The following is a 25,074-nucleotide window of genomic DNA, read 5'->3' on the forward strand; positions in this document are numbered from 1 at the left end:
CTCTACTATGGATAATCCAGCGTAAAAATTGAGGTCACCCTGTAAGCACCCTCTCCTATGGTCTGATCCCGAATAGCATTCGGCTCGCCCTGCACAAAGGCTTTGAGCTCGATCACGTTGTTGCCAGGGGTCAAACGCTGTTCGTCGCTGGCGGTGTTCACGGGCACCAGCTTTTTACTCGGCGTCTCGATACCGAGCCCGATACCGCTGGCACCACTGCCGCCATCCAGGGCGAACAACCCAGGCAGCGCGGCGTTTTCCCGACCGGCGAAGGTGATGGAAACCGATTCGCTGATTGTGGTGTTGCAGTCGTCCAGGTGCAGCCTGAACCCCTTACCCACGGTGCGCGTGTTGATGTAGAGGTGGGTGCTGGTAACGTCCCAGAGTTCCACCGTAAGGGCCTCATCGCCGGGGCGGATGCTGCAGGCCTGTTCGACCAGATTGCCCATGAACCGCAGGTTGTCCGCGGCCTGCCCGGTAGGCGCCAGGCCAACGCTGAGCAGCATTGCCAACCCGGCACATGACCAGCCCTTATGAACGCTTTCATGTCGCATACACTGACTCCTACTGGTATTCGGCCAACAGCGTGGCCACCGCGGTAAACCGTGCCGGGGCCAGAACCGCGCCTGGCCGTTTGACGGGGACGACTTCCAATGTCGGGGGTGCAGCGATGGTGATATCCAATGGCGTATTGAGTAGAAACGGCACGTTGTTTTGCAGCAGGCGAATGCCCAGGTCCGGCGCAGTGGTCTGTAACGCCGCGCCATCAAACGTGGTTGCGGTGCCGTTGATGCTCAACTTGAGCAACCACGGCAGCGGGGAGGTGCCGCAGTTGATGGTGTAGCCCACTGCCCTGCGGTACTTCACGCCGTCGACGCGCTTGGTGCCGACATCGCCAAAATCGACTTCAATGTTGCGCCCGGAATCTATAGTGCAGGGTGGCGGCTCGTTCAGCGTTCCGTTGAACGTCAGGTTGGCCGACGCCGCGCTGCACAAGCCGATTGAACACAAGGCGAGCAGGACTCGCTGCGGCCAAAAAGTCATTGATCATTCCTCATCATTGGTACTCGATCACAAGGGTCGCGGAGGCATCGAATGCCCCGCCCGTCAGCGTGCTGCCCACGCGCTTGACCGGCACCGCCTGCACGGCTGGAAAGTTGGGATGAGTGAACCTGACGGGCGTATTCAGCGGCCAGTCGGCGCCATTGACGAACAGCTTCACCCCAAGGTCGGTCTTGCGGGTGGAGAGCACGCCGCTGTCAAACGAAGCCCCTGTGCCCTGCAGCTCCAGGGTCATCGCATTGCTGTAGACAGGGGGGCTGCAGCTGACCGTATACGGCACATCGCGGCGATACGTGACGCCGTCGATGCGCGTGGTATGCAGGTCGTTGCCGAACGGCACATTGAGCGTGCTGCCGCCGTTGATCACACAGGGTGGCGGCGCAATGATGACTGCGCGGATCGTCAGGTTCACATTGGCCTGCGCGCCCTGGCTGACCGCCCATAGCAGCCCCCCAATGATTAAAATGGCCCGTGAGCCGGTTAACTTAGCCATTGCTCTGCCCTTACTCATAATTGAGCCTGAAATCCACCACGGCCCTGAATGCCCCGCTGGTCAATGGCGCGGAGGTACGCGTGGGCTGGACATTCCAGGTTTGCGTGTTGCTGCCCAAGGGCAAAAACAACGGCTCGCCCCGTGAGCCCAGCTGTACATCCCGCCCCTCGGGGTCGGTCAATCGCAAGCCCATGCCGGTGATGCCCTGCACTTTGACCAGGCGTGGATCATCGGCATCGGCGGGTGCGATAAACATCACCGACAGCACTGGCTGATGGGCACTCCAGGTCAGGTTCCCGGTGCGCTCACTGGTGATCTTGCCGGCGGTACGCTGGCAATCCTGAAAGCGCAGCAGAAATGGCAGGGCAGTGGCCTGATCGCCGGGCCGTTGCAACTGGCCAGCCGATATCGCCCCCAGGTCAATCGTTTGATGGAGGGAGGTCATCTCCAGGCCGCACGGCATTTCATGCATGGCCCCCCGTATGTTCAGCATTCCCATCATGCCTTCGACATCCTGGGCGTGTGCCCGCCCCATCAGGGCCAGTAACAGGCAGCCCCAGACCTTCACTTTGTACAACTTCATGATGTTCTCCGGCGGCAGGCACTACTGATTGGGTGCGGAGGCGTTCACATTCACCGTGCAGGTTTCGCCACTGCAGGTGAAGGCCAGTACCGGTCGGCCGCCGTAATCATTCACGTAGGCCAGATAGGGGGTTGTACCGAGCGCCTTTACCGTCAGCCCCAAGGCCTGTGAACCTTTGGGCGCAACCATCAGGGGCTCGAAGCCTTCCAGGGTCTTGCCGTCCTTGCTGCTGCGCGCATCCACCAGGGTCACGTAGTACGGCGTAGGGTTATTGACCTGATAGCTGTCGCCTTGGCGGGTCAATGTCAGCTTCTGCTGCCAAGGGGTGGACAGGTCTTGCTGGCTGGGGGTAATGGCTTGCGGCCGGTAGAACAATTTGATCCGGGTTTGCAGCGCGATTTGCAGGGTGTTGGCCTTGTCGCTGCGCGGCGGGATTTCCCGCAAGTTGAAGTAGAAGACCGTCTCTCGATCCTGCGGCAGTGACTTGGCCGCCGGCAGTGCCTGGACTTTCACCTGGCTTTGTTTGCCAGGCTCCAGGCGTTGCAGGGGTGGCAGCACGATCAACGGCGAGGTGATTTTCTTGCCTGATTCGTCCTCGATCCAACCCTGGGCCAAATAGGGCAGCTGGGTGTTGTTATTGGTGATGTTCACGCTGGTGGCATCTTTGCCGCCATCGAAAATCACGCGGGTTCGATCCAGCGCCACCGCAGCGTTGGCGCTCTGGCTGAAGGCCAGGGCCAGCAATGCGAAGACCTGGGGGGGTGAGGCGCATATTCAGCATCATGAGGATGTGTTCTCCATATCGTTACGCTGCCCGGTCAGCCCTGCTGGCTCGGGTAAGGATTGATCGGTGGCGACCATTGGCTGGCAGCTCAGTTGCAGGGCGTCGGTCAAGCCATCAGCAGGCAACACGACAGGCAGCGTGAGGATGCAACGCTCGGTCCCGCCCCAACTGACGACCATCTGCTCGCCGGCCTGAATGCCGCTGAGGTAGACGTCCCCGCCATCGTTCACAACCCCGGTGTCTTGCTGCTTCATGTTCCTCACCGTCGCGCCGAAGGGCGGTGAGCTGCCATCCATCAGGCGAAGAACAGCCATGGCTTTGTGACCGGAAATCACTTCCAGCGACCGATAGCCGATAGCCCCTTCGGTGAGCGTCAGTTGGGTGACGGACTGCGTGGCTTCGACATCGCTCGGCAGGCGCTCCAGGTCCACGCTGGCCGCCGTACGCTGATAGCTGCCGATGTCGGCGATGACCGCCTTGCCGAAGGCGTTACTGCGGGTCGGTGTGCCATAACCGCGTACGGGCACATCGGGTACACCGCCGGTGTCGACCATCAACCGGGTGCCGCCCGTGCTCATCGTACGGTGCAGTGCCCCACCGTAAGGCGTGAGCGTACCGCCGCCGCGCACGGACGCACTGAGGGTGCGGTTATTGCCTTCGCGTGCACTGGCGCTCAGGTCGATGTCGGCCTGGTCGCCGATATGGCTCAGGTAACCACTGGCGGAGTCGTCGCTGGCACTGAGTTGGTAGCTGTTGCGCTCATCAATGCGATCGTTGAAGCGCGTTGAAAAGCTGTTTTTGCCGGCGGCTCTGTTAGCGTCCATCGATAGCGTGCCGCTAGGCCCCAACGGCAGACTGACCGTCAGCGACAGGCCGTTATCCTTGTAGTGGTACTCCCGCGTGCGATAGACATTCAGGGCCATGTTCAGGTTTTTTACGGTGCCGATATTGAAGTAGCGCGAAGCCGACAGGTTCCAGCGTTGCGTCTCTGGTCGGTTCCAATAGGTTTGCTTGTTGTAGCTTGCGTAGACGGTGGCGCCCAGGTCACGGAACTGCTTGTTCACCGTTATCGTATAAAGCGCCTTGTTGCCGCCGATGGGGTTCCAGTGCTCAACGTAGTCGCCGTTCTCGTCGTATACGCCGCGCCCGCCCAGCTCGCCGTTCAGCCCGTAATGCTGGGCATCCAGGTATTGGCTCATGCTCAAGAAGTTTTTCTCGGAAAACCGGTAACCGGCGAAGGTCACTTGGCTGTCGTATTGTTCAAAGTTCTTGGAGTATTGAAGGCGGTAGGATTTACCCGAGAGTGTGTCGTTCCACAGCGTTGCCTGGGACTGCGTGACATCCACGGAGATGGCCCCAAACGCCAGCAAATCGCGCCCGACCCCGAGCGACAGCGCACGGTAATTGTTATCCGTTATCGCGCCGCCCAATAGCGACCAACCATTACTGACCCCCAGGAAAACTCGCCGGTGCCGAAAAATGCACCGTCAGCGTGGTACTGAAGATTCGACGGTCGCCCGGCAGACACTTTGTAACGCACTTGCCCTGGGCGAGTCAGGTAAGGAACGCCTGCGGTATAGACCTGGAACTTGTGTTCCGTACCGTCCTGCTCCTCTACCCGCACATCCAGCATGCCGGACACTGCGTCATTCAGATCCTGAATACGAAACGGCCCTGCAGCCACCAGCGTTTCATAGAGCACACGCCCCTGTTGGCTGATGATGACTTTGGCATTGGTCTTGGCCACGCCAACCACTTCCGGCGCGTAACCGCGCAAGTTGGGCGGCAGCTGGCTTTCGTCCGACTTGAGCGCCGCGCCAGTAAAGCGAAAGCTGTCAAACAGGTCGGAATACAAGTAGTCCTCACCCACGACCAAGCGCGCTTTCAGCTCGGGAATGGCGCGATAAGCGTAGTAACGGCTCCACTCCAGTTTTTGCTGGTTGTTCGCCGACTCGCGGTCTTTTTCGACTCGTCCCTGCCAATCCGCCCGCAAGCGCCAGGCACCGGCATTGGCGCCAACGGTGCCGTTACCACTGAGGTCATTGCGAGTACCGTTATGCCGACGGTAGCTGGACTGGGCCGTCATGTTGTAGTCCACCAGCAGTCCTGGCACCCCTTCATCCCAACGCGAAGGTGGGTCCCAGTTGATGGCGCTGTATTCGAGGTAGGCTTGGGGCAGGCTGATATTCAGCGTGGAAGTGGCCAGGTCTGCGCTCACCTCCATGCCTGGCAAACCCTGAGGGTCCAGGCACTGTCCGCCTTTCCACCACAGCAGTTTTTCAAGGCTGGCCTTTTTCAGGCCCAACAGCTCTACCAGTTCAGCGGTTAAACAGGCCTGACTGCCTTTGGGATCGTCATCGGGAGGATAGAACGCCACGGCGTGTTCAGAAATGGCCTGAGTATTTATTTGCACGACCATTGAATAGTTGCCGGGCAAAATAAAGCCACTGCGTGCGAACCGAGACAAGTCAATATTAGTGCGATCAGTCAGATCAAGAACGTCGGTATTGAATTCAATTTCTCCGGCGCCTGTTACAGTTCCCGCCAGTGTTATCAACCCACCCAACAGGCCCGGACGAAGTGTATGTATGACTTTCGAGGCATTCCACATGCAAGCAACCCATCATCTTCAAAAGTATTCCAACTTGAACCGCACTGCGGCAGTGTGATCGCCGGCTAACAGCGGCACTCCGTTGCCCATTAAGCGAACCGTGTAGTTGAGCGTCATACTCCCCCTCAACGATCGGGTACAGGCCCAGTTGCTTACCTGGCATGCACGCCTCACCGGCAGCATCCTCAATGTGGAAGGCGACCCCCTGTGAACCACCAAAGGCTGCAAATGAGCGCCCTCCCCGATCAGTAGCGCCGTCGAACGTCACGCGCAAATGCTCCCAATCCGGCAGGCTTTCACCGGGGCGCATGGGGTCGGGACGGCTCAGTGAGCAATTGATCAAGCGCAACTGGAAGGACTGTGCCTGCCCCTGCCCGTCACGCAAAAGCCGGCCTATGGGTTCTGAAGCCATTTCGATGGTTTGATCGACGGAGCTCGATTCCAGCCCGCAAGCGGAATCAATGACCGTGCCTCCCAGCGTGACGACGCCATCACCTTGCGGTTGCGCCTGCGCGAATGCCCAAGGGCTGATGAACATCGTCAAAGAAGAGGCAACAGCGAGACTTATGAATGTTTTCACCTGAACCTCCCGCCAGTTTCCCCCCGCCACCCCTGAGTGGCGGGGGAAACCCTTACTGATAAGCCAAGGTGAAGTTGGTGACTGCGCTGAACTCACCAGGCACGATTGCGCCCGCAGCCTGGCCTTGTACGTAGGCGCCGAACTCCAGGGTGTTATTGCCGGTGGCAATAAGCTGCGGTGCAGTAGGCGTACCCAGTACGACGGGGCGACCGCCGTGGGTCATCATGACGCCCACACCACCCGCGCTGCCGACGGTGCCGATCGCACCTGGAACGGAGCCCGACGGCGCGCCGGTAAAGGTAGTGGTCACGGTGTTATCGGTGAGGCCGGTCAGGTCGCAACCTTCGAGCTCGATACGCACCGGGCGGGATTCAGAACGGCCGCCGGTTTCCAGCTGATGCTTTGCGATGGCGCCAAGGTGAACCGACTGATCTACGGATTCAGGCTTGATGGAGCAAGCACCCGAGTGGACCGACCCCAGGAACGTAATGGTCCCATCAGCCGCTTGAGCAACAGATACCGAACCCGCCAACAGGCCGATAGTCAACAGTGCAGTTTTCACTTTAGATTTCATTAGCAGACGCTCACATAATATTAAAATCACAACGGAATCCCGTTCGCAGTTATGCGCGGGACTTGTTAGGCATTAAACGCTTTACTGACAGCATTGAAGTGCTTGGTTTTTTCCAACTACTTGCATTGCAATTCAGCAAACCGTTCGACGCCTGGCAATTATCCATGGCGATAGTGAATACGAAAGCCGTCCGATTCGCTTAGTTGCGTAGCCCTGTTACATCAGGATGCATAGGAAAATTATGGCACTTTGCCAAAACTTTGAAATGGACTGTAAGAACAGGACTACACGCCAACTAATGAGAATGATTTGCAGCAGGAGAAGTCCGTAAGAATAGGATTACAGACTCTAAAAAACAACAGCAATTACTTGGTAAAACCAACTAGTAAGTTGAAAAATATGTCGAGTGCATGTGCGGTCTGAGGGCAGCGAGGCAATGCTCGCTGTGCCGAAGGTGCAGGATCGACCGTTCGTCTGGTCCGGTTGCCCTCCATTAAAGATATATCTTAAGTTGTATCTAAACCAAACGAGAGCACCCTGAAAATGAGAGACCATCATTCCCACCGAGACCACGGTGACGACCGCGACGGCTTCGAAAAACGCCCAGGCCCCGGGCGCGGCGGCCGTGGCCCACGGGTCTTTGCCCCCGGCGACTTGAAACTGCTGCTGCCGGCACTCATCGCCGAACAGCCGTGCCACGGCTACGACCTGATCCGCCAGATCGAAACCCTGTTCGACGGCGCCTACAGCCCCAGCCCCGGGGTGATCTACCCCACGTTGACCTTTCTGGAAGAAAGCGAATTGATCAGCGGCGACGCCGAGGGCGGAAAAAAACGTTACACAATCACCGACGCCGGTCGTCTCTTCTTAAGCGAACAGGCAGTGGCCCTCGAAGGCATTCGCCTGCGCATGGAAGTGAGCAAGCGTTCGCTGCGCGGCCATGAGCGCCCGCCACAAATCCACGAGGCGGTGCACAACCTGCGCCACGCCTTGCATTCGCACCATGGGCGCTGGAGCCCGGAAGAAATCACGCGTGTCGCCGCGCTGCTCAACGGCACCGCCCAAGCCATTGCCGACGGGAAAACTCAATGAATACTCAAGCCATCCATCGCGTTACCCACGAAATCAAACGCCGCCGCCTGCAGGTGTTGCGCGTGGTCGACATTACCCCGCGCATGCGCCGCATCACCTTGGGCGGGCCGGAACTGGCGGGGTTTGTCAGCCTGGGCAGCGACGATCACATCAAGCTGCTGTTCCCGCAGAACGCCGCCGAGCAAGCGGCACTGGAAAGCCCCAGCTTCAGCATCAAGGGCGACGGCCCGCAACCGGCAATGCGCGACTACACACCCCGCAGGTACGACCTGGACATCGGCGAACTGGATATCGACTTCGTATTGCACGGCGATGGCCCCGCCTCCACCTGGGCGGACCAGGCCAAGGTCGGCCAGTATCTGTACATCGGCGGCCCACGCGGCTCGATGATCGTGCCGGACATCTTCGACAGCTACCTGTTGATCGGCGACGAAACCGCCCTGCCGGCCATCGGCCGACGCCTGGAAGAGTTACCTGCCGGGCGCCAGGTATTGGCGGTGATCGAAATCGAAAATGCAGCGGAACAGCAGGCGCTGCAAAGCGCTGCCAATGTGCAAGTGATCTGGGTAGTGCGTGGCCAGGATGACCTGCTGCAAACCGTGCAGAACCTGACGCTGCCAGGCGGCACGCTGTACAGCTTTGTCGCGACCGAAACCAAACTGTCGCGCCAGGTGCGGCGTGTATTGCTGGACACGCACAAGGTCAATGAGGAGTTCCTCAAGGCCGTGGGTTACTGGCGCGCCGAGGGCAGCGAAGAAGAGTGAGCCTCAAGCCCATTTGGCAAGTGGGCTTGTTGTGGCGAGCGAGCTTGTATGGCTTGCGGGCTTATGTGGCAAGCGGGCTTGCCCGCGTTGGGCTGCGAAGCAGCCCCCAATAAAACCACCGCGCTTTTTCTGACAAGCCGGCAATCGCAGCTTATGGTTCCGCTCTTACAGCGGGTCACTTTTGGAAGAGTCCGAATGCGGCCCAGCCAAAAGCAACCAAAAACGCTTCGCCCCATCACTCGGTGCCTCGCCTAGGCTCGGCATGCCCTCACTCCGGCCATCGTGATTGACGGAGCGTCTCAGATCACGATCAAAAGCGCAGATCAACAACAAAGCGAGGCGGCCTGACAGCCGACCTAATCATTAAAGACGCACTCGGTTCAAATGTGGGAGCTGGCTTGCCTGCGATGCAGACACCTCGACCTGTAAGGCACACCGAGTTGATGCTTTCGCAGGCAAGCCAGCTCCCACAGAAAAGCACCCCACTGCGCACGCCGAACCGCTCTTGATCTACACCACTCAGGTCGGCTACCAGGCCGCCGTGCTCTGCTTTTGATCTTGATCTTGATCCTAGGCGCCCCATTAACCACGCTGGCCGCACGCGGGCTTGAATCCGTGGGTAACCCGGCAGGACGCCGGGTTAGCCGCGCTGGGCCAAGGATGGCCCATCGCGGCGGCCCACGGATTCAAGTCTGCGTGCGGGCACACCGAGCCGGAGGCGAGGTGCCGAGTGGTGGGGCAAGAGCCCTTTGGTTACTTTGGGGCTTTTCCAAAGTGACTCGCTGTAAGAGCGAAACCAATATCCGCCACAACGCAAAACCTGCGTTGGAATGCGAAGCAGCCCTCAATAAAGCCACCGCGTTTTTTCTGAACAAGCCGCGCTGCCTGATTTCAGGGCCGCTTCGCGCCCCAACGCGGGCAAGCCCGCTCGCCACACAAGCCTGCTCACCACACAAGCCTGAAGCCACCACAACCCTGCTCGCCACAACGGATCAGCGCTGAGCCGAAAGCAGCCTGTCCAGCCCCACCACCACCAGCGCAACCAGCACAAACCCCGCCAGAATCCCCCCTGCATTCACAAACACTTGTGGATAACCCAGGGTGCCGACATCAATGAAGGGGTATTGATACTGCCCCAGCAAATCCCCACGCAGCAGCGCATAAGCGAAATACACCAGCGGGTAGATCACCCACAGCCCAATGTGCTTGAGCCGCAGCTGGCCCTTAGGCACCCACCGCCACCAGTACACGACAAACAGCACCGGCATCACGTCGTGCAGCAATTCGTCGGCAATCAACTGAAAGCCCTCGGGCTGCCATAAATGGCGCAGCAACAGGCTGTAGGCCAGGCCGACCACCACGATGCTCACCGCAATGCCGCTGCTGACAACGGGCGCGAGAAACACCCGCTTCGCGGCGCAGTCCCGGTTGATCAGCGCATAACTGAGCACCACCGCCGCCAACGTGTTGGTCAGCACCGTGAAGAAACTGAAAAAATTGATCAGCCCGCCCAGCAGGCTGGCGCCGGCTTCCCAGCGCGAATAGAAAATCAGGTATTGCTGAATCCCCAACCCTGCCCAGGCGGCCAGCGCCGCCGTTGCCACATACCGCTTCATGGGCTCAGCCCAGCGGACGTTTGGTGCGCATCAGCTTCACGTACAACCCTTCGACTTTTTCCCGCGCCCAAGGCGTTTTGCGCAGGAACGTCAGGCTCGACTTGATGCTGGGGTCGCTCTTGAAGCAGCGGATATCGATACGCTCGGCCAGGCCTTCCCATTCGTAATGCTCCACCAGGGTGGTGAGGACGTGTTGCAGGGTCACGCCGTGGAGGGGGTCGTTACTTGTCGCGGTCATGCCGGGCCTTTTGCAATAGGAGGAAATACAGCCGCGCACCTTAGCCCACGGGGCTTAACGGTGGAAGCACTGCATTGAATATAGACCCTGCAATAAAGTTCCCCTTCTCAGCGAAAAAAGAGATGTTATATTGTAACGATACTTATCAAAGTGATCCGTTCGATACCGTCTTAAGCCTTCTCTTTTTGCTGTTTTGCCAAGGAATGACCGATGTCCCTCTCCTCTCTGTGGCGCTTGACCCCACTGGCCGCCGCCCTATTGATCAGCTCCGAAGCTTATGCGCTTGAGCTACAACCGCAAGTCATCACCGGCAACCCGCTGGGCAGCGAGCAACTCGCCTCGCCGACCACCGTGCTGGAAGGCGACGACCTCACCCTGCAACAAAAAGGCAGCCTCGGCGAAACCCTGAACAAACAGCCAGGCGTGTCGTCTTCGTACTTTGGCCCAGGCGCCAGTCGGCCGATCATTCGGGGCCAGGATGGCGACCGCATTCGCATCCTGCGTAATGGCGTAGGCGCGCTGGATGCCTCCTCGCTCTCCTACGACCATGCGGTACCGCTGGACCCGGTCAACGTCGACCGCATTGAAATCGTACGCGGCCCGGCCGCGCTGCTATACGGCGGCAGCGCCATCGGCGGTGTGGTCAACACTTTCGACAACCGCATCCCCACCGAAGCCATCGAAGGCATCCACGGCGCGGGCGAATTGCGCTACGGCGGCGCCGACACCACCCGCAGCAGCGCGGGCAAACTCGAAGCCGGCAACGGCACCTTCGCCTTGCACCTGGACGCCAATGCGCGGGAATTCAACGACCTGAAAATACCCGGCCAGGCCCGCAGCCGCCACGCAGCGGAAAGCGACGACGGCCCCGGCAAAAATGGCCGCCTGGGCAACAGCGACGGGCGCCAGGACGGCGGCGCGGTGGGCGGGTCCTACACCTGGGATGACGGCTATGCCGGGTTGTCCTACAGCAACTACGACGCCAACTACGGCTCCCCCGCCGAGCAGGATGTGCGCATCCGCATGAAGCAGGATCACTACGCCTTCGCGTCCGAGATTCGCAACCTGCAGGGCCCGTTTACCTCGGTCAAACTCGACGCGGGCTACACCGACTACGAGCACCGCGAAATCGAAGGCGGCGAAACCGGCACCGTTTTCAAGAACAAGGGTTATGAGGCGCGGGTTGAAGCGCGTCACCAACCGATCGGCCCGTTCGACGGCGTAGTCGGCGCCCAAGTGACCCGCAACGAATTCTCGGCGCTGGGTGAAGAGGCCTTTGTGCCGCAGACCGACACCAACGCCGGCGCGCTGTTTGTGCTCGAAGAAATGCAGGCCACCGAGCGCCTGAAACTCAGCCTTGGCGGGCGCCTGGAGCACACCAGCGTCGACCCGGACGCCAAGGGCAACGCGCGTTTTGCCGGTGCCGACAAGCGCAATGACTTTACCGCCGGCAGCCTGTCGTCGGGCGCGGTGTATACCCTCACGCCCATCTGGTCGCTGGCAGCAACCCTGGGCTACACCGAGCGTGCGCCGACCTTTTACGAGCTGTACGCCAACGGCGCCCACGTCGCCACCGGCACCTACGAGTTGGGCAACGCCAACCTGAAGAAAGAAAAAGCCGTGTCCAGCGACCTGGCCCTACGCTTTGACAATGGCACCCACAAGGGCAGCTTCGGCGTGTTCTACAGCCACTTCTCCAACTACATCGGCTTGTTGGGCACCGGCCGTACATTGAACGACGAAGGGGAAGAAGACGCAGGCGGCATCCCTGAGTACGAATATTCCGGGGTGCGTGCGCGTTTCGCAGGCTTTGAAGCCCAGGATCACTGGAAGCTCGGAGAAAGCGCCTACGGCAAGTTCGCGCTGGAACTGTCGGGCGACTACACCCGCGCCACCAACCTGGACACCGGTGAAGCCCTGCCGCGCATTGCCCCGCTGCGCTTGAACAGCGGTTTGCTGTGGGAACTTGACCGCTGGCAGGCGCGCATCGACCTGGAACACGCCGCCGGGCAAGGTCGCGTACCGGATAACGAGAGCGGCACCGATGGCTATACCACCCTGGGCGCAAGCGCGGGCTACCGCTTCAACATGGGTGGCAGCCAGTGGCTGGCCTTTGTGAACGGTGAAAACCTGACCAACCAGACCGTGCGTTACGCCAGCTCGATCCTGCGCGATATCGCGCCGGCACCGGGGCGCAGTGTGCAGGTCGGGCTGCGCACCACCTTCTAACCCACACCGCAAATCCCCTGTGGGAGCGGGCTTGCTCGCGAATGCGGCGTGTCAGTCACTGAGGATGCTGACTGATCTACCGCATTCGCGAGCAAGCCCGCTCCCACACTCTTTGCAGCGACATTTAGTCACTGTTACCAGATCTGAAAAGATGCATATCGCGATTTGCCCTTTCTCTAAACGCCTCAGCACTTTATCCTTCGCAACAACCTGAAACGTTTCACTCCCCGGTCGACCCCATCTTGCTGATTATTCCTGCCTGCAAAGACAGCGCTGTCTTACACCCAACCGCGCCTGGGGATAAATCGCCCGCCTGTGGATAACCCTCGCTATCCCCAGAAAAACCGAATTAACGCTGAACCAAGCCCGCGCCGAATCGTCATCTACAGTGAAGCACGGGGTTACAAAATTCCTACGTAACGGAGAAACACACTATGAGCACTGATGGGGCCTCAAGCCCAAGCCGCCTGCTGCCCAGGCTGCTGGGGATCTTGCTGCTGATCATGGGCCTGGCCTTGCTGGCCGGTGGTATCAAGTTGAGCCTGCTCGGCGGGTCGCTGTACTACCTGCTGGCCGGTATCGGCATCACCCTGACCGGCATTCTGCTGCTGGCCACCCGCCGCGCCGCGCTGGGCCTGTACGCACTGGTGCTGTTCGCCAGTACCGTGTGGGCCCTGTGGGAAGTCGGCCTGGACTGGTGGCAGTTGGTGCCGCGCCTGGCGCTGCTGTTCGCCTTGGGCATCGTCATGCTGCTCCCGTGGTTTCGCCGCCCGTTACTGCGCGGCCAGCCTGCCCCGTTGGGCACTGGCGCACTGAGCGTGGCCGTGGTGCTGGCCGGTGCTGCCGCCATTGCCAGCCAATTCACCCACCCAGGTGAAATGGTCAAGACCGGCCAACTGGACCGCGACGCGGTACCCGGCATGGCCAGCTCAGCCCCGGCCCAGGCCGATGGCGACTGGAACTCCTATGGCCGTTCCGCGCATGGTGATCGCTACTCGCCACTGGCGCAGATCACCCCGGAAAACGCCCACAAGCTGGTGCCGGCGTGGACCTTCCGTACCGGCGACATTCCTGGCGCAGGCGACCCGGGTGAAACCACCGCGGAAAACACCCCGCTGAAAGTCAACGGCATGCTCTACGTGTGCACGCCGCACAGCCAAGTAATTGCGCTGGACCCGGACACCGGCAAGGAAATCTGGCGTTTCGACCCGAAGATCAGCACCGAAGGTGCCGAGAACTTCAAGGGTTGGGCGCACATGACCTGCCGTGGCGTGTCGTATCACGATGACGCCGCCTACGCTTCCGAACAGAGCCCTACCGGCAGCGCCAGCCCGGCCGCCGCGCCGAATGCCTGCCCGAAACGTATCTTCGTACCAACCGCCGACACCCGTCTGATCGCACTGAACGCCGACACCGGCAAGATGTGTGAAGACTTCGGTGACAAGGGCCAGATCGACCTGCGCGCCAATATCGGCAGCTTCGCCCCAGGCGGTTACTACTCCACTTCGCCACCGGCTGTGACCAAAAACCTGGTGGTGATCGGCGGCCACGTGACCGACAACGTCTCCACCGACGAGCCAAGCGGCGTGATCCGCGCGTTCGACGTGCACACCGGCAAGCTGGTGTGGAACTGGGACAGCGGCAACCCGGACGACACCACCCCGTTGGCCGAGGGCAAGACCTACACCCGCAACTCGCCGAACATGTGGTCCATGTTCGCCGTGGACGAAAAACTCGGCATGCTGTACCTGCCGATGGGCAACCAGATGCCCGACCAATACGGCGGCGACCGTACCGAAGATTCGGAAAAATACAGCGCCGGCCTGACCGCCCTGGACATCGACAGCGGCCACGTGAAGTGGACCTTCCAGTTCACTCACCACGACCTGTGGGACATGGACGTGGGCGGCCAGCCTTCGCTGATCGACATCAAGACCGAAGCCGGCGTGAAGCAAGCGGTGATGGCGTCGACCAAGCAAGGCAGCATCTACGTGCTCGACCGTGCAACCGGCCAGCCGGTAGTGCCGATCCACGAAGTGGCCGTGCCACAAGGCGCCGTCGCCGGCGACCATACTTCGCCGACTCAACCCAAGTCCGACCTGAACTTCATGCCACCGCCCCTCAAAGAGCGTGACATGTGGGGCGTGACGCCGTTCGACCAGATGCTGTGCCGGATTGACTTCAAATCCTTGCGCTACGACGGTCCGTTCACCCCGCCATCGCTGCAAGGTTCGATCGTTTACCCAGGTAACTTTGGCGTGTTCGACTGGGGCGGCATTTCCGTCGACCCGGTACGCCAGATCGCCTTTGTGAACCCGAGCTACATGGCGTTCAAATCCAAGCTGATCCCGGCGGCCGACATTGCCAAGCAAGGCCCGCGTGTCAGCGAAACCGAAGGTGTGCAGCCGAACAAAGGCGCGCCGTACGGTGTGATCCTCGAAGCCATGCTGTCGCCAATGGGCCTGCCGTGCCAGGCACCAGCGTGGGGTTATGTGGCGGCGGTCGACTTGACCAACCATCAAACCATCTGGATGCACAAGAACGGCACCGTGCGTGACAGCTCGCCGGTGCCGATCCCGCTGACCATGGGCGTGCCTAGCCTGGGCGGGACCTTTACCACGGCGGGGGGTGTGGCGTTTCTCAGCGGGACCCTTGACCAGTACCTGCGTGCCTACGATGTGAAAAACGGCAAGCAGTTGTGGGAAGGCCGCCTGCCAGCAGGTGCGCAGACCACGCCGATGACCTATACCGGCAAGGATGGCAAGCAGTATGTGCTGGTCATGGCGGGTGGTCATGGGTCGTTGGGGACCAAGCAGGGTGACTATGTGATGGCGTTTAAACTGCCGGATTAAGCTTTGCTGGTGGTATGAGAAAGGCGGCTCCCTTCACTGGGTAGCTGCCTTTTTTATGTCTGTTGTGTGTTGATCTGTGGGGGGGGATTGGGTGTATATCCGGTTTTTTTGTTGTGGCGGATATTGGTTTCGCTCTTACAGCGAGTCACTTTTGGAAAGAGCCTGTATAGACCGGACACATGGTGGACACATGTGCGGGGACATGGTTGACACATTATGGACCATAGTCAGGTTTGCTCACGTCGATCGTTCGTAGGAAGTGATGGCAGAAAAACACGTCAAACAGTCCATCACCTTCAGTGTTGGGCCGTATTGCGATGTGATGCCCAGCCAAACCTTTGGCGATGCTGAAGTAGCGTTTCTGAAAACGAAAACGGCTGTGATAAGCCTTGGCTAATACGTCGTCCGGTCCGTACTCAAAGGTTGGTAACTGTTGCGGATAAGCCCATGGGCTGGCCCTATACCGGTCCATAGGCACCTTGTAGTCCAGCGCCTGATGGGGCCGTTGCAGGTTATAAACATCACGCCACCGATCAAATGCTGCTTGAGCTTCCTTGAGCGTGGAAAACTGACGCCCTTCAAGTACTTCGGCCTTGAGTGAGCGATGGAAACGCTCAATCTTTCCATTGGTTTGTGGGTGGTAAGGACGGCTGAAACTGATCCGAATACCCAGACGAATCAACCAGATACTCAGCTCTGTGATTTCACCAGGGTTACGTGGAGAGCCCCAAGGCGGTCCGTTATCAACGTTGATGCGAGCCGGTAATCCGAAGCGCTGGAATACCTCGGTCAACCTTTCCTTCACCGTGGCTCCACGCTCATTATCACAAGCGTGAATAGCCAAACTGAAACGTGAATGGTCGTCCAGCAAAGTCAGGGGATGGCATCTGCCTTCTTGCGTCGGGAAATGCCCTTTGAAATCCATCTGCCAAAGATTGTTGGGCGCGTCGTGTTCAAATCTCAGCTTTGCCTCTTGCTCCTTCGTAGCCGGCTGAATCAGCCCGTGCCGGTGCAGGACATTGGTAACGGTGCTGGGAGCAATCTGCTTTTTCAAGAGGCTGCTGATCGTGCGCCCACCCCATGCTGGATGGTCTTGTCTGAGCGATATGACCTGCGCTTCCAGGGCCGGCGTGGTCAGCTTGGGGCTGGTAGCCGGTTTTCGGGATTTATCTTGCAGCCCCGAATGGCCGAGCGTCGCGTAGCGGTTAAGCCACTTGTAGGCCGTCTGCGGACTGATACCGAACCGTCGGCACAGTTCTCGTTTGTTGCTGCCGGGTTGCCCTGCTAAGGCAACAAACTCTTCTTTCAGGCTCATGGCATCTCTCGTGTCCCAGGGCATGATGGCTTTCCGGCGAAATTGGCTCGCCGAAAAGTGTCCACCATGTCCCCGCACACCCGTCAACCATGTGTCCGGTCTATACAGAAAGAGCCCAAAAGTAACCAAAAGGCTCTTGCCCCACCACTCGGCACCTCGCCTCCGGCTCGGTGTGCCCGCACGCAGACTTGAATCCGTGGGCCGCCGCGATGGGCCATCCTTGGCCCAGCGCGGCTAACCCGGCGTCCTGCCGGGTTACCCACGGATTCAAGCCTGCGTGCGGCCAGCGTGGTTAATGGGGCGCCTCAGATCAAAGTCAAAAGCAGAGCACGGCGGCCTGGTAGCCGACCTGAGTGGTGTAGATCAAGAGCGGGTCGGCGTGAGCAGTGGGGGGCTTTTCTGTGGGAGCTGGCTTGCCTGCGATGCAGGCAACTCGGTCTATCAGTGGCACCCAGTTGATGCCATCGCAGGCAAGCCAGCTCCCACATTTGAACCGAGGAAGGCTTCAAGGCTCAGGTCGGCTGTCAGGCCGCCTCGCTTTGCTTTGTTTTTGATCTGGCCCTTACATCCTTTGCGCTGACGAAGTCAGCGATCTTTTGATCTGCGCTTTTGATCTGAGGCGCCCCGTCAATCACGCTGGCCGAACGCAGGCTTTGGAGCGTGGGCAACCCGGCAGGACGCCGGGTTAGCCGCGCTGGGCCAAGGATGGCCCATCGCGGCGGCCCACGGATTCAAGCCTGCGTGAGGGCACACCGAGCCGGAGGCGAGGTGCCGAGTGATGGGGCGAAGCGTTTTTGGTTACTTTTTGCGCTCTTCAAAAAGTGACCCGCTGTAAGAGCGGAACCATACTCAGCCGTTACCCAAACAACGGATATGTACCCCAACCCCAACCACAAAATCAGCGCTCAATCACCTCCCCCCGCATCACCGCCAACCTACCAATCAACCGATTCTGCACCGGAACCGCAACCCCCTCGCTGTCCATCGCCTTAATCAAATCCTCCACCAACGCATTAAAATCACTGCGGCTCACATTCTGCCCCTTGTGACTCTCCGCCATGCTATCCCCGGTATAAGTACAAGGCCCCCCCGCCTCCACACAAAACTGCTCGATCAGCTTGTTACGCAAGCGCTGAATATCAACACGCCGGAAGCGTTCAACAATCCGCTCATCCCGAGCAATGTTAAGCAACATGCCCTCGACAATGCGCGTAATACCAGGCATCGCACCAAGGTCACGATACAGGCTGTCATCCTTAACCGGTTGCTGCGCACAAGCACTCAGCAGCAACACCAGAACCCCCTCTAAAAAGCGCATCAAAAACTCCCCTGCACCGACAGATAAGTGCCGTTCTGGTTATCCAGCGTGGCAATCTCACCCAGTCGCGCATAAGCCAATACAAACGACACATGCTTATTGGGAAAGTAGCCGACAAACACATCCGCCCAGTCACTTTCACCCGCAAAGGACAAGTTGTCGGGCTTCTCGCGATACTCCACCCCCAGCGCCCAGCGCGGGTTGAACAGCAGCGCCACCGAGCCCTCCTTGAGCAAGCTACGACTGTCACGACGGTCGCCACCAAAACCAAGCAACCCGGTTTCATTGGCCCGGCTGTAGCGCAAGCTGCCATTGACCAACACGTTGTAGCCAAACGCCGCCCCCATGAACAAACGGCTGGCGGCAAGGTAGCCCTCGACGTCGCTGTCACGCTTCGCGCCCACGAGCTTGGGGATATCAAAATTGGTCTGGTGCTTGTATTCCACCCCCAGGGACACCTGCGGCAACGCGTCGTAGATCACATCGCCAAACAACCGTACCTTGAGGCCCAGCACGTCCTGCCCGAGGTTGTCTTGCGGCAGATTGAGCCTATGCACCAGCGTGCCGAGGTCAAAGCGCTGGCGGGCGAAAGACAGCTCGACCCGATTGTCATAGGCCAGCGCCAGCCCAGCCACATCCAGCCGATAGTCCGGCAGGTTGACCGTGGTGGCGAACGCCGTAGCGCCCCATTCGTGCTGCTCGCCATACCCGGCTAGCACCGCCCACGGCGTAATGCCGCCACCTGCCGCGCCCTCAAGGCTGCTGGCGCCGCCGGTAGCGAGCAACCGGCCGTTATCGGCCAACGCCGTTTGCAAGGCCAATGCACCAAGGCAACCGATCAAAAAAGAAACACGCACCGTCATGCCACTCAATGAACCATGGAAGTTTGTGCACTGAGGGGCAACGCCACCCAGGCTTCGAAAGCGTCGGCCCCCAGGGGCCGGCTGATCAGGTAACCCTGAGCCGTGTCGCACTGCCAGCGTTCCAAAAGACGCAGGCTGTGGGCGTATTCAACGCCCTCGGCGACCACCTTGAGGCCCAGGTTGTGGCTCATCTCGATAGTAGAACGCACGATCACCGCGTCCTCACTGGTTTCATCGAGGTTGCGCACAAACGACTGGTCGATCTTCAGCTCCTGCACCGGCAGACGCTTGAGGTGCGCGAGCGAGGAGTACCCCGTACCAAAATCATCCACCGACAGGCTGATGCCACAGTCGCGCAGCAGGTGCAGGACCTTGAGGGCTTTTTCCGGCTCGCGCATCACCGCGCTCTCGGTGATCTCGAACACCAGTTGCTCCGCCGGCAGGCCATAGCGCCGCAACAAGGCCGAGACCCGATGGGCCAGTTCATCGCCGAGCAAATCGTCTGCCGAGATATTCAGCGACAGCTGCAGATACAAGCCGCGCCGGTTCCATTCGCACAGCTGGCGAATGCCCTCCTCGATCACCCATTGGGTCAGCAACCGAATACTGCCGGTGCGCTCGGCCAGGGGGATGAACTCCGCCGGCGAGACCATGCCGAACTGCGGATGCTGCCAGCGCAACAGGGCTTCGGCCTGGCGCACATGGCCCTGGCGAATATCCAGTTTGGGTTGGTAATGCAGCAGCAATTGGCCCTGGTTGGGCGCGTGGCGCAGGTCGCGAATCAAGGTGATCTGGCGGTGGTGCGCGAGGTCGCGGCCGTGTTCATAGATTTGCAGGCGGCCAGGCAGTTGCGCGGCGTCTCTCATCGCAATCGCCGCACGCTCAAGCAAGGTGTGCGGGCTTTCGCCATCGGCCGGATACGTCGCAATGCCCAGGCGGCAATCCAGCGCCAGGTCATGGCCGTTGAAGCGCTGAGGGCGCAGCAGCAGTTGTTGCAGCTTGTCGGCCATGCCCACCGCTTCGTCGCTGCCTGCACCTTCGAGCAGCAGCAGGAATTCATCGGCGATCAGGTGCGCCAGGGTGTCGCCGGGGCGCAACGTCGCTTGCAGGCGCTGACTCACGCCCAACATAAGTTGGTCCACCGCATCGGGCCCGGCGGTTTCGCTGACGGCGCGCAGGTTATCGATGCCCAGGTAGATCAGCGCCATCGGCCGGTTCAGGGCAATCGCACTGCCCAGGCGTTCCATGGCCAACGCACGGTTCGGCAGGCCGGTGAGGCGATCATGCAGGGCATTGTGCGCCAGCTGTTGTTCGCGCTCGGCGATCCCGCTTTGCATGGAATTGACCGCATGCGCCAGCCGCCCCAGTTCATCGCTGCGCGCCAGCACCACTGGGGTCTGGTAGTCGCCCTGGCCGATGCGTTCGGCCGCCAGCGCCAACGCCTGCACCGGCCGCGACACGGTGCGCGCCAGCAGCAAGGCGCCGATCAACGAGGCAATCAGCGCGACCAGCGCGATGCCGAGGATCTTTTCATCCAACGGCACAAACGCCTGCATCGCCGCATCCAGCGGGCTTTGCAACAGGGCCAGGACTTTGCCGTTTTCATCACTGGCCAGGACCAGGGATTGGCTGAGGAAACTGCGCTCAAGATGATCGGTGGTTGAGACCCCGCGACGCGTCGAATCGCCTTGCATCAGTGCGCTGATACTGTCCCTCAGTACCTGCGGCTGAGTGCTGACCAACTCGCCGGGCCGCTCGTGATCAATCGCCAGGAACGAGACTTCCAGGTTGCTCAACGACCGCAATTCATCGGCAAACGCGCCGTCCATGCTGAAGCCCATCACCACCCGCGCAATCGGCAACGGCGCCAGCACCGAAGCCTCCACCAGCAAGTGCGGCTTGCCTTGCAGCGGCACCATCAGCATGGCCTGGCGGTTGCGCCGGGCTTCGCGCAGCGCCGGGTCATAGCGAAAGGTCGAGCCTTCGGGGACTTCGTCGAGGGTGCTGGCCAGGACCTTGCCGTCCATGCCCAGCAGGATCATGTCACTCGCGTTGATGCGCTTGCCGTGGTTGAGCAGCACCGAGCGCATGGTTGCCGAATCACCACTGGCCACCGCATCGCGAAAACCGAAGTCGGCGGCCAGCAGTTGCACGCCATCGGCCAGGCGCCGGCCGCGCACGTCGAGCAAGCGCTCGAACACCCGCGTGCCCACCTCCAACTGGGCCAGGGCCTGGCCGTGCACCGCCGAGCGGGTCGCGGCCTTGACGCTGAAATACAGCGCGCCGATCACCACCAGCGACAGCAGGATCAGCACGCAGGCGACCCGCGCCTGAAAGCTATTGCGCAGTTTCATGGGCCGCTCGATTGAACGTGTCGCCAAAGGCGGTCGGGGCCGGTGGCAGGTCTGCGGGCGCAGGTTCCAGGCTCAGCACCACCGAATGGCTGAGGCCGGCAGCCGGCACGTGCAAGGTACCGCCATCCAGCGGCTGCATACCCACCAGTTGCGGGTGCCACAGGGTGGCGTGGTAGTCGCCGGGGGCAGTTCCTCCAGGCGTACCCGGCCCTGGGTATTGCTGACGCCGTAGCGTGGGTCGTCGGTGACGTAGATATAGCCGAGCATCCAGTCATGGATATTGCACCCCAGCACCACCACCCCGGGTTTGTCGAACAGCAACGGAGCGGCAGGCGTACCTTCGTAAAGCCGCAGTTCGAAGCGCTTGGCGGTGGAGAAGGAATAAACCTGGTGACGGATATTGTCGCTGTTGGGAAAGCGCACTTGAGTGCCGGTATGCACCGCCAGCACATGGGGTGCGAAGCGCTGGCCGCGCTGGTCCATATCGGCCTTGAGCGCACCGGCCGGCAGGCTGGCGGGACCTTGCAGGGTGACCACCGCGTCGGCCACCGGGCTGCCATCGGCCTGGCGCAGCAGCACCTCAAGCGTTGCCGCCGCGGCGGGGCCGGCCATTGTCAGCCACAGCACGACAAAGAAAAACCGCTGGAAAATCCTGACCATGAAAAGTCCGCAAAAAGAGAAAAAGAGCGGCCTGCCTTGGCACAAAATCGGGGCAACGAGCAGTACTGATGATGCCGCAAATAAGGCTAATTGCCATCATTTAAAGTGCACTGAGCCCTGACCGCCGGTCGGCAAAAACCTATGCAAATGGTCAGGAGATGTAGAGCTTATCGGCCGGAAGGGAGAAACCTATAGGCGACAAAAACGCGCTTAAACCTGCACACCCGCCCGGCGCATCCACATTTCGAAGGCCATGGCGCTCAGCGGGCGGCTGATCAGATAGCCCTGGGCGGTGTCGCAGTTCCACTGCTTGAGCAGTTTGAGGCTGGGCTCGAACTCGACCCCTTCAGCCACCACCCTGAGCCCCAGGTTGTGGCTCATCTCGATGGTGGAACGCACGATCACTGCGTCGCCACTGGTGCTGTCGAGGTTGCGCACAAACGACTGGTCGATCTTCAGCTCCTGCACCGGCAGGCGCTGCAGTTGCGCCAGCGACGAATAGCCGGTGCCAAAGTCATCCACTGACAGGCTGATGCCGCACCCGCGCAGTTGCTCCAGCACGCTCAGGGCCTGCTGGGGGTTGTGCATGATTGCGCTTTCGGTGATTTCAAAAATAAGCTGCTGGGCCAGCACGCCGTACTCCATCAGCAAGGTGGTGACGCGAATCGCCAGGTCATCATCGGCCAGGTCGTCCACCGAAATATTCACCGACAACTGGATATGCATCCCGCGCTGCGCCCACTCGCCGATCTGGCGGATGGCTTCTTCGATCACCCATTGCGTCAGGCCGCTCATGCTGCCCGTGCGCTCGGCCAGGGGGATGAATTCGGCGGGCGACACCAGCCCCAATGTCGGATGCTGCCAGCGCAGCAAGGCTTCGGCCTGACGCACATGGCCGTGCTTGAGGTCGAGCTTGGGCTGGTAGCACAGGTGCAACTCGCCCTCGACGGCGGCGCGGCGCAAGTCGCGGATCAGGGTGATCTGGCGCTGGTGGGCCAAGTCGCGGTCTTGCTGGTAGATCTGCAGATAACCGGGCAGCGTCGCCGCATCGTGCCGCGCGATGGCGGCGCGGTTGATCAGTTCTTCAACCTGCTGGCCGTCGGCGGGGTACGCCGCGATCCCGATGCTCACTTCATGACGCACTTCATCATTGCCGATGCGCTGGGGTTCGGTGAGCAGCGCGTAGAGGCGGTCGGCGCGAGCCACGGCGCGGTCGATCTCGGTGTTTTCCAGCAACAGCAGGAATTCACTGCCGGTAATGCGCGCTGCCGTGTCGCTGGCCAACAGGCTCATGGACAGACAGCGGCTGGCCTCACGCAGCATTTCCTCGACGCCCTGAGGGCCAAAGCCTTCGTTGATGACCCGATAGTTTTCGATCCCCAGGTACAGCAGCACCACGGGCCGTTGCGCACTGATCGCGCTGCCCAGGCGCTCCATGGCCAGGGCGCGATTCGGCAGGCCGGTGAGCGGATCATGCAGGGCGTTGTGCGCCAACTGCCGTTCGCGCACGGCGATGCCGCTTTGCATGGCATTGAAGGCGCGGGCCAGCAAACCGAACTCATCATGGCTGCGCACCCGGACCGGGGTGCGGTAATCACCGGCACCAATACGCCCGGCGGCCTCAACCAGTGCGTTAAGCGGGCGCGATACACGGCGCGCCAGGAACAACGCGCCGGCCAACGACACCACCAGCACGGCCAGGGCAATCCCGAGGAACTGCCGGTCCAGCGGCGCAAAGGATTCCAGCGCGTGGTCCAGCGGGCTTTGCAGCAACACCCGCACTTCATCGCCGTCACCGGTGTTGGCCAGCGGCATTACCTGGCTGAGCACGCGCTCGCCATAGAACTGCTGGATCTGCGGCTCGGGGTTCAGGTGCCCCTCGCGCAACAGGCTGAGGGTGGCGGCCTGATAGGCGTCGGGCTGGGTGCTCAACAACGGGCCGGGCTGGCCGTTTTGCACGCTGAGGAACGACACTTCAAGGTTGCTCATGGAGCGCAGTTCATTGGCGAACAGCTTGTCCATGGGAAAGCCCATGACCACGCGCGCGACGGGCAGCGGGTCGAGCACTTCGTCCTGCACCAGCAAATAGGGCCGACCGTCCATGGCCACAATCAGCATCTGCAGGCCGCTGCGCCGTGCGTGGCGCAGCGCCGCGTCATAAGGAAACGGTTGGCCGCGTGTGAGCAGGGGCAAGGTGCTGACTATGACCTTGCCATCCAGGCCCAGCACAAACACTTCACTGGAGCGAATACCGGTGCCATGCCGACGCAGGGCGGCCAGGATCGGCACGGTGTGGCCTTCGGCCACGGCCTGTTTGAACGGGCCGTCGACGGTCAGCCAGTCGAGGCCGTATTGCAGGCGGCGCCCGCGCAGGTCCAGCAGGCGTTCGAACACTTGGCTACCGGTTTTCAGTTGGACTTGTGCCTGGTTTTCCACGGCGCGGGAGGTGGCGGCCTTGACGGCGAAGTATGTGGCGGCGACTACCACCAACAGCAACAGCGCCAGCACCCCGGCGATGCGGGTTTGAAACGTATGGCGCCACCTCATTGCAGTGCCCTCTGGCAGCGTTCGCCTCTCTCTGCCGGTACGTCCCTTGGTCATATGCTTTCCTGGCAACTGCGGACTGGCGTCAAAAAAATATCTATTTTTGTGGGGAGTTTGGTTTGAGGAGATTAGCTGGGAGTTGGGTTGAGCGCATTCAATAAATACGGGGATTTTGGTGGCGGTTTATTGGCGACAGAGGGTTGGCTGGGGTTGTGGGTGGGTGGGTGTGCATATCCGTTGCTGCGGTGATGGCGGCTATTGGTTTCGCTCTTACAGCGAGTCACTTTTGGAAAAGAGCCCCAAAAGTAACCAAAGGGCTCTTGCCCCACCACTCGGCACCTCGCCTCCGGCTCGGTGTGCCCGCACGCAGACTTGAATCCGTGGGCCGCCGCGATGGGCCATCCTTGGCCCAGCGCGGCTAACCCGGCGTCCTGCCGGGTTACCCACGGATTCAAGCCTGCGTGCGGCCAGCGTGGTTAATGGGGCGCCTCAGATCAAAGTCAAAAGCAGAGCACGGCGGCCTAGTAGCCGACCTGAGTGGT

The 25,074-nt window shown here is 60.6% G+C and carries 17 protein-coding genes and 3 pseudogenes; 4 read left to right on the plus strand and 16 right to left on the minus strand.

Annotated features, from left to right (window positions below; translation table 11 throughout):
• Positions 1-5: 5 nt before the first annotated feature.
• From LRS56_20825 to LRS56_20860, 8 genes and pseudogenes are all read right to left on the minus strand, one after another.
• A complete protein-coding gene (locus tag LRS56_20825; GenBank protein WDU61267.1) occupies positions 6-554 on the minus strand; it encodes a fimbrial protein in 549 nt (182 codons plus the stop codon).
• A 10-nt stretch (positions 555-564) separates the two neighbouring features.
• The gene (locus LRS56_20830; protein WDU61268.1) at positions 565-1,044 is read right to left on the minus strand and encodes a fimbrial protein; all 480 of its coding nucleotides are present in this window, start codon (positions 1,042-1,044) and stop codon (positions 565-567) included.
• Between the two features lie 13 nt (positions 1,045-1,057).
• Positions 1,058-1,555, minus strand: a complete 498-nt coding sequence (locus LRS56_20835; protein WDU61269.1) for a fimbrial protein — start codon at positions 1,553-1,555, stop codon at positions 1,058-1,060.
• Positions 1,556-1,565: 10 nt separating this feature from the next.
• Positions 1,566-2,138: a fimbrial protein gene (locus LRS56_20840; protein WDU61270.1), complete on the minus strand. Its 573-nt coding sequence runs from the start codon at positions 2,136-2,138 to the stop codon at positions 1,566-1,568.
• A gap of 21 nt (positions 2,139-2,159) precedes the next feature.
• Positions 2,160-2,912 (minus strand): fimbria/pilus periplasmic chaperone, encoded by a 753-nt coding sequence (locus LRS56_20845; GenBank protein WDU65788.1) that lies wholly within the window; start codon positions 2,910-2,912, stop codon positions 2,160-2,162.
• A 6-nt stretch (positions 2,913-2,918) separates the two neighbouring features.
• Positions 2,919-5,533: pseudogene (locus LRS56_20850) on the minus strand (outer membrane usher protein).
• Between the two features lie 18 nt (positions 5,534-5,551).
• Positions 5,552-6,113: pseudogene (locus LRS56_20855) on the minus strand (fimbrial protein).
• Between the two features lie 52 nt (positions 6,114-6,165).
• Positions 6,166-6,687, minus strand: coding sequence for a fimbrial protein (locus LRS56_20860; GenBank protein ID WDU61271.1), 522 nt, complete (start codon positions 6,685-6,687; stop codon positions 6,166-6,168).
• 543 nt (positions 6,688-7,230) lie between these two features.
• On the opposite strand from LRS56_20860, the gene LRS56_20865 reads away from it, so the two are divergent.
• Both LRS56_20865 and LRS56_20870 read left to right on the plus strand, forming a co-directional pair.
• The gene (locus LRS56_20865; protein WDU61272.1) at positions 7,231-7,779 is read left to right on the plus strand and encodes a PadR family transcriptional regulator; all 549 of its coding nucleotides are present in this window, start codon (positions 7,231-7,233) and stop codon (positions 7,777-7,779) included.
• Positions 7,776-8,543: a siderophore-interacting protein gene (locus tag LRS56_20870; GenBank protein WDU61273.1), complete on the plus strand. Its 768-nt coding sequence runs from the start codon at positions 7,776-7,778 to the stop codon at positions 8,541-8,543. The genes LRS56_20865 and LRS56_20870 overlap by 4 nt, the downstream gene beginning before the upstream one ends.
• Before the next feature lie 992 nt (positions 8,544-9,535).
• Here LRS56_20870 and LRS56_20875 read toward each other — a convergent pair.
• Together LRS56_20875 and LRS56_20880 are read right to left on the minus strand one after the other, a co-directional pair.
• Positions 9,536-10,159, minus strand: coding sequence for a Pr6Pr family membrane protein (locus LRS56_20875; protein WDU61274.1), 624 nt, complete (start codon positions 10,157-10,159; stop codon positions 9,536-9,538).
• Between the two features lie 4 nt (positions 10,160-10,163).
• Positions 10,164-10,397, minus strand: a complete 234-nt coding sequence (locus LRS56_20880) for a VF530 family protein (GenBank protein WDU61275.1) — start codon at positions 10,395-10,397, stop codon at positions 10,164-10,166.
• 210 nt (positions 10,398-10,607) lie between these two features.
• On the opposite strand from LRS56_20880, the gene LRS56_20885 reads away from it, so the two are divergent.
• On the plus strand, positions 10,608-12,626 hold the full coding sequence (locus LRS56_20885) for a TonB-dependent receptor (protein ID WDU61276.1): 2,019 nt from the start codon (positions 10,608-10,610) through the stop codon (positions 12,624-12,626).
• Between the two features lie 434 nt (positions 12,627-13,060).
• Positions 13,061-15,478 carry a glucose/quinate/shikimate family membrane-bound PQQ-dependent dehydrogenase gene (locus LRS56_20890; GenBank protein ID WDU61277.1) on the plus strand — a complete coding sequence of 806 codons (2,418 nt, stop codon included), beginning with the start codon at positions 13,061-13,063 and terminating at the stop codon, positions 15,476-15,478.
• Positions 15,479-15,692: 214 nt separating this feature from the next.
• On the opposite strand, the gene LRS56_20895 is transcribed toward LRS56_20890, so the two are convergent.
• From LRS56_20895 to LRS56_20920, 6 genes and pseudogenes are all read right to left on the minus strand, one after another.
• A complete protein-coding gene (locus LRS56_20895; protein ID WDU61278.1) occupies positions 15,693-16,817 on the minus strand; it encodes an IS481 family transposase in 1,125 nt (374 codons plus the stop codon).
• Between the two features lie 874 nt (positions 16,818-17,691).
• Positions 17,692-18,111, minus strand: a complete 420-nt coding sequence (locus LRS56_20900; GenBank protein ID WDU61279.1) for a group 1 truncated hemoglobin — start codon at positions 18,109-18,111, stop codon at positions 17,692-17,694.
• Complete coding sequence (locus LRS56_20905) at positions 18,111-18,974, minus strand: DUF3034 family protein (protein WDU61280.1); 864 nt, start codon at positions 18,972-18,974, stop codon at positions 18,111-18,113. The genes LRS56_20900 and LRS56_20905 overlap by 1 nt, the downstream gene beginning before the upstream one ends.
• A gap of 5 nt (positions 18,975-18,979) precedes the next feature.
• Positions 18,980-21,328, minus strand: a complete 2,349-nt coding sequence (locus tag LRS56_20910) for an EAL domain-containing protein (protein ID WDU61281.1) — start codon at positions 21,326-21,328, stop codon at positions 18,980-18,982.
• A pseudogene (locus LRS56_20915) lies at positions 21,312-21,940 on the minus strand (methylamine utilization protein). The gene LRS56_20910 and the pseudogene LRS56_20915 overlap by 17 nt, the downstream one beginning before the upstream one ends.
• Positions 21,941-22,198: 258 nt before the next feature.
• Positions 22,199-24,535 carry an EAL domain-containing protein gene (locus tag LRS56_20920; GenBank protein ID WDU61282.1) on the minus strand — a complete coding sequence of 779 codons (2,337 nt, stop codon included), beginning with the start codon at positions 24,533-24,535 and terminating at the stop codon, positions 22,199-22,201.
• Positions 24,536-25,074: the final 539 nt, after the last annotated feature.

Origin of the sequence: Pseudomonas poae (genome assembly GCA_028869255.1) — a bacterium.
GTDB classification, from domain to species: Bacteria; Pseudomonadota; Gammaproteobacteria; order Pseudomonadales; family Pseudomonadaceae; genus Aquipseudomonas; species Aquipseudomonas poae_C.